Source organism: Streptomyces beijiangensis (assembly GCF_017315755.1).
In the GTDB taxonomy this organism is placed as follows: domain Bacteria; phylum Actinomycetota; class Actinomycetes; order Streptomycetales; family Streptomycetaceae; genus Streptomyces; species Streptomyces beijiangensis.
The window spans coordinates 1-4,346 of sequence record NZ_JAFLRJ010000294.1 but is presented as its reverse complement, the minus strand read 5'-3'; the positions used below and the strand labels follow the sequence as shown (position 1 = coordinate 4,346).

Below are 4,346 nucleotides of genomic sequence, written 5' to 3'. Positions count from 1 at the left end.
GCTGCCGCGCGGCGCTCAGCCGCATCTCGGGGTGCTGCTCGACAACACCCCCGAATTTCCCCTGCGGCTGAGCGCCGCGCGGCAGCAGGTCCACCAGGAGGGCGGCCCGCGCCGCCGCGCCCGCCGCGACCTCGTGATGGCTCAGGGTGAGGCTGTCCGCCCGCAGCCCCACCCTGTCGTCGCCCCATTGGCGCTCTACGAGTTCCGCGACGGTGCCTGCGCTCCCCATGGATTCCATGGGGCCGTACGGTAATTGACGTACCGTCAGAACTTAACGTCCGCGCAGGAGTAGAAGGCGTTCGTCGTGTCGGCGATGTTCCAGACGGCGAGGATCACATGGTGACCCGTCTTCTGGGTGGGGATGGTGCCCTGCTGGGAGAGCGTGGCCGGGGGCTGCGCACCCCCGTAAGGGACGGTCATGAACGGCTGCGGATCGAGCGCCGCCCTGGTCAGCGGCTTGGTGTCGTCCCAGCCGTTCTTGGTGATGTAGTACCTGAAGTCGGTCGTCGAGTGCCTCGCGGTGAACTGCCAGCGGAAGGTGTACCCCTGTCCGCCGGTCAGCTGGGTGGTGGGCCAGGCACCGCCGCCCGGGGTCTTGGCCCCGTCGAGTGCGGAGAAATTGGCGTGCGCGCCGGAACATATCGATCCGTCGGCGGGCCCGGAGCCGGGGAAGCCCTTGGGGGCTTCGACGCTCTGGGGTTCGTACTGGATGGCGCCGCAGTTGGTCACGGTGCCGTTGGCGCAGAGCTTCTGACGGCTGATGGGCTGATCGGTGTAGCCGTGACTGCTCGCACTGGACGTCGCGAGCAGGGATGCACCGGTGACGGCAAGGCCGACCACGGCGACACCTAGCTTCTTTCGCATACCGCTCCTCAGAGAACGTGGGGGAGTTCTACTGCACGTGCGGTCTAGACCAAGTCCCAATGTATGGACACACCTTGGCTGTGTCCACATCAAAAGCGCGTCCATACCAATATGGGAAGTTTGGAAGTTACGAAGAAGCCCCGTTGCGCCCCGTGTAGAACGCCACCGTCAGATCCTTGACGAGAGCTTTGCGCTCGTAGTCGTCCAGATCGACGAGTCCGCGCGCCGTCAGCCGCGTCACCGTCTCGTCCACCGCGTCGACGACCGAGGTCAGCACGCTGTCCCGGTGCCTGGCGTCGATCGCGGCGACCCGCCGCCGCTGCATCGCGGCAGCCACCTCGGGCGCGTACTCGATCCGCGTCGGCTGCGCCGAGTACACGTCGATCCCCACCGGCGCCGCCTCCGCCTTCAGCAGCCGGGTCAGCGCGCCGCCGACCGCCTCCGCGTTGCGCAGCGTCGGCGCGTCGGCCTCCGCGTGGAAGGCGTCCGCCGGCAGCTGCGAGAGGACGCGCGCCGTCGCCGCCTCGACCTGCTCGCGCAGATACGCCTGGTGGTCGGCGACCGCGAGCGACGCCCGCGCCGTGTCCCTGATCCGCCACACCACCAGGACCACCACCTGCAGCGCCGTGCCCTGCGCGTCCACCGCGGGCATCGGCTCGCTGCGCCAGTGCCGCAGCCGTACGTCGACCCGCTGCCGCAGCAGCAGCGGGCTCAGCCACACCAGGCCGCTCCGCCGTACGCTCCCGCGGTAGTCGCCGAAGAGCGTCAGCACCCACGCGTACCCGGCCCGGCCCCGTCCGAGACCGCCGAAGGCGAAGAGCAGGACGGTCACCAGGACGGCGAGCGCGGCGGCCTGACCGATCCCGAGACCGCTGTACGGATACGACTCCAGACCGAGCCGCGCGGTCACCGGATCCCCGATCACCCCCGCCCGCCACAGCGCCGCCGTGATCCCGGCGAGCGCCGCGAGGCCCGTGCCGACCGCGACCCAGCCGGACAGCGCGGGTCCGGGGCGCTCCGCGAGCCGGGGGTCGGAGGGCGGCGCGGGCCTGGCCGGATTGCGTACGACCGGAGCAGGACGACGCGCTGCCTTCGGCTTCACGCCCGCCATGCCCGCGGCGCCCGGCTCGGGCTCGTCGCGGAAGAGCAGATGGACCGGGATCTCGGTCGTCGACTCGTTGAGGATGACCGAAGTCCTCCGTGCTGACTCTTGGGGTTCCATCGTTGCCTCCGTCATGCGAACAACCGCCGCCAGGTCTCGGGGCCGGGGTAACCGTCTGCCGCTCCGCCGCGCCAGCCCTGCGCGCGCTGGAACGCCTCGACATTGCGCCGGTCCGCCTCGGTCCAGCGCGGTCCCGGACCCGAGGTGTAGTACGTGCCGAAGCCTTTCTTCACCAGCTGCCTGCCGAGCTTCTCGACCGACGCACTGGACTGTCCGGGCCGGAAGGAGCCCTTGCCGGGGAAAGCGGCGGTTGCCGGGCTGCCGCCGCTCCCGCCCTGCCCCGCCTTCGGGATGCTCTTGCCGCCGCCACCGACGAGAAGCCCCCAGGTCGAGGGCCCCGGCAGCCCGTCCGCCGCCGAGCCCTTCCATCCCTGCGCCCGCTGGAAGGCCTGGGTGGCGAGCCGGTCGGCGTTGCCCCAGCTCGGCCCGGGACCCTGCTGGTAGTAGCGGGACGCGCCGCGCTTGACGAGCATCTTGCCCAGCTGGGTGACATAGGCGTTGCGGGTGCCTGGGCCGAAGTACTTCGTCCCCGGGAAGCGGGTCGAGGTTCCGGGACCGCCACCGGGACTCCCCCCGATCAGCCCCTTGTAGCGGTAGGCCACATAGCGGCTGGAGTTGCTCCAGTACGCGTACGGCGTGACCTGCCGGCGGGCGTGCGGCGGGGTCTCCTCGTACGCGACGTAGGAGGTGTGCGTGTCGTCCGCCCAGCCTCCGAAGATCGTCACGTGCGAGCCCTTGGTCGGGTTGGCGGGATTGTGGAAGAGCAGGATGTCGCCGGGCTGCAGATCGTCCGCGGCTATACGGCTGCCGTACTCGGCGAGGCTTCCCGTCCACTCGCTGCCGTCCAGGTTCCAGGCCATCGATACGAAGCCCGAGCAGTCCTGGCGGTACCCGTCCGACCAGTACTTGTCCATGCTGTACGGGACCTGCGAGCCCACCCAGCGCTGCGCCCTGCTGATGATGTCGGTCCGGTTGGTGGCGGGCAGCCTGCCGGCGGCGCGGGGTGCGGCGGCCTGACCCGCGGGCTGGTCCGCGCTCAGGGCCGCGGGCCTGAAGGTCCGGGCGGCCGCCTCTGCGGCGCCCGACCCGCCGAGTGCGACACCGGCCGCGGTGACCAGGACCAGGGCACGGCGGGCGCCGTGCGCCGAGGGGTGATCTCCGTGGCGCAGGGCGCGGCGCTGATGGGCGCACCCCTCGCAGCCACAGTCGGCGGTGGGCTCGTACTCCTCGAAGACCGGCAACATCATGCGTTTCCCCTCCGCATTGTCGACATACCCGTTATGCCCGAAATGACGAACTATCTCGTGACGTAACTTCACGAGCGTCAGCTTCTCAACTGTCGTCGCATATCGCACTTTGACGGATGGAAAGGATGAAACCACCATAAATCGAACCTTCGAACGCACGGCGAGGTGCGGAGCACGGCTCGCCGTCCGGTAAAGTTCTCCAGGTCACCAGGCGCCGTTAGCTCAGTTGGTTAGAGCAGCTGACTCTTAATCAGCGGGTCCGGGGTTCGAGTCCCTGACGGCGCACAGACACCTGAAGCCCCACCGGCACCGCTGGTGGGGCTTCAGTCGTCCGCGTACCACCGCAGGTCAGCGATCGGCCAGCTGGAAGAGCGCCTCGGTCCCGGCGTCGAAGCGCACGCTGTACGAGACGTCGTCCGTGTCGCCGCCCCGCTGGTACCCGCCGATCGCCCCGATGACCGTCCCGTCCGCGGTGACCCACGGGCTCCCGCTGGTCCCCCCGCTGTATCCGGGACAGGCGATGACCCACTGGCTGTCGGTGTACGTACCCGCCCTGTTGGTGCAGGTGATCGGCGTGTCGGAGTCGGACGGATACCCCGTCACGGTCACCGCGCTGCCCGGGACCCCGGCGACACCCAGGGTGTACGCGCCGACCACGTCCTGGATCCGCTCGCCGTCCGAGGACCCGACGACCGCGAAGGCCACGTCCGCGTCCTCGTCCGTGTCCTCGGTCCACCGCGGCCCTGTGACCGCCTCGGTGACCTTCCACTCGCCGTACGGCTCCTCGCCGTCGTGGTAGCCGGGGACGAAGACGAGACCGTCGGTCCCGCCGTCCAGGCAGTGCGCCGCCGTCACCAGCAGATCGCGCCCCTTGCTGCTCACCACGCTCGCCGTGCAGACGTGATTGCCGTCGGCCGTGGAGCCCTGGAAGAGCGCGCCGACCGGGGCGGTGGAGGCCACGCTCCACACGGTGTGCGAGACGCCGGGTGCCGCGGCCGCGGCCGGGCGCACCG

The 4,346-nt window shown here is 70.2% G+C and carries 3 protein-coding genes, 1 tRNA gene and 2 pseudogenes; 1 reads left to right on the top strand and 5 read right to left on the bottom strand.

Annotated features, from left to right (window positions below; translation table 11 throughout):
- The 4 genes and pseudogenes from J0695_RS27580 to J0695_RS27565 form a co-directional block, all read right to left on the bottom strand.
- A pseudogene (locus tag J0695_RS27580) lies at positions 1–238 on the bottom strand (acyl-CoA synthetase); the annotation flags it as partial.
- A 26-nt stretch (positions 239–264) separates the two neighbouring features.
- On the bottom strand, positions 265–864 hold the full coding sequence (locus J0695_RS27575) for a lytic polysaccharide monooxygenase auxiliary activity family 9 protein (RefSeq protein WP_206966414.1): 600 nt from the start codon (positions 862–864) through the stop codon (positions 265–267).
- A 127-nt stretch (positions 865–991) separates the two neighbouring features.
- Positions 992–2,077 (bottom strand): annotated as a pseudogene (locus tag J0695_RS27570) (SPFH domain-containing protein); the annotation flags it as partial.
- Positions 2,078–2,097: 20 nt separating this feature from the next.
- Positions 2,098–3,333 carry a peptidoglycan-binding protein gene (locus J0695_RS27565; protein ID WP_206966410.1) on the bottom strand — a complete coding sequence of 412 codons (1,236 nt, stop codon included), beginning with the start codon at positions 3,331–3,333 and terminating at the stop codon, positions 2,098–2,100.
- Positions 3,334–3,544: 211 nt separating this feature from the next.
- Here J0695_RS27565 and J0695_RS27560 point away from each other — a divergent pair.
- Positions 3,545–3,618, top strand: a tRNA-Lys gene (locus tag J0695_RS27560).
- A gap of 63 nt (positions 3,619–3,681) precedes the next feature.
- Here the strand turns inward: J0695_RS27560 and J0695_RS27555 are convergent.
- The coding region (locus tag J0695_RS27555; RefSeq protein ID WP_206966408.1) for a trypsin-like serine peptidase at positions 3,682–4,346 on the bottom strand (665 nt) is incomplete at its 5' end.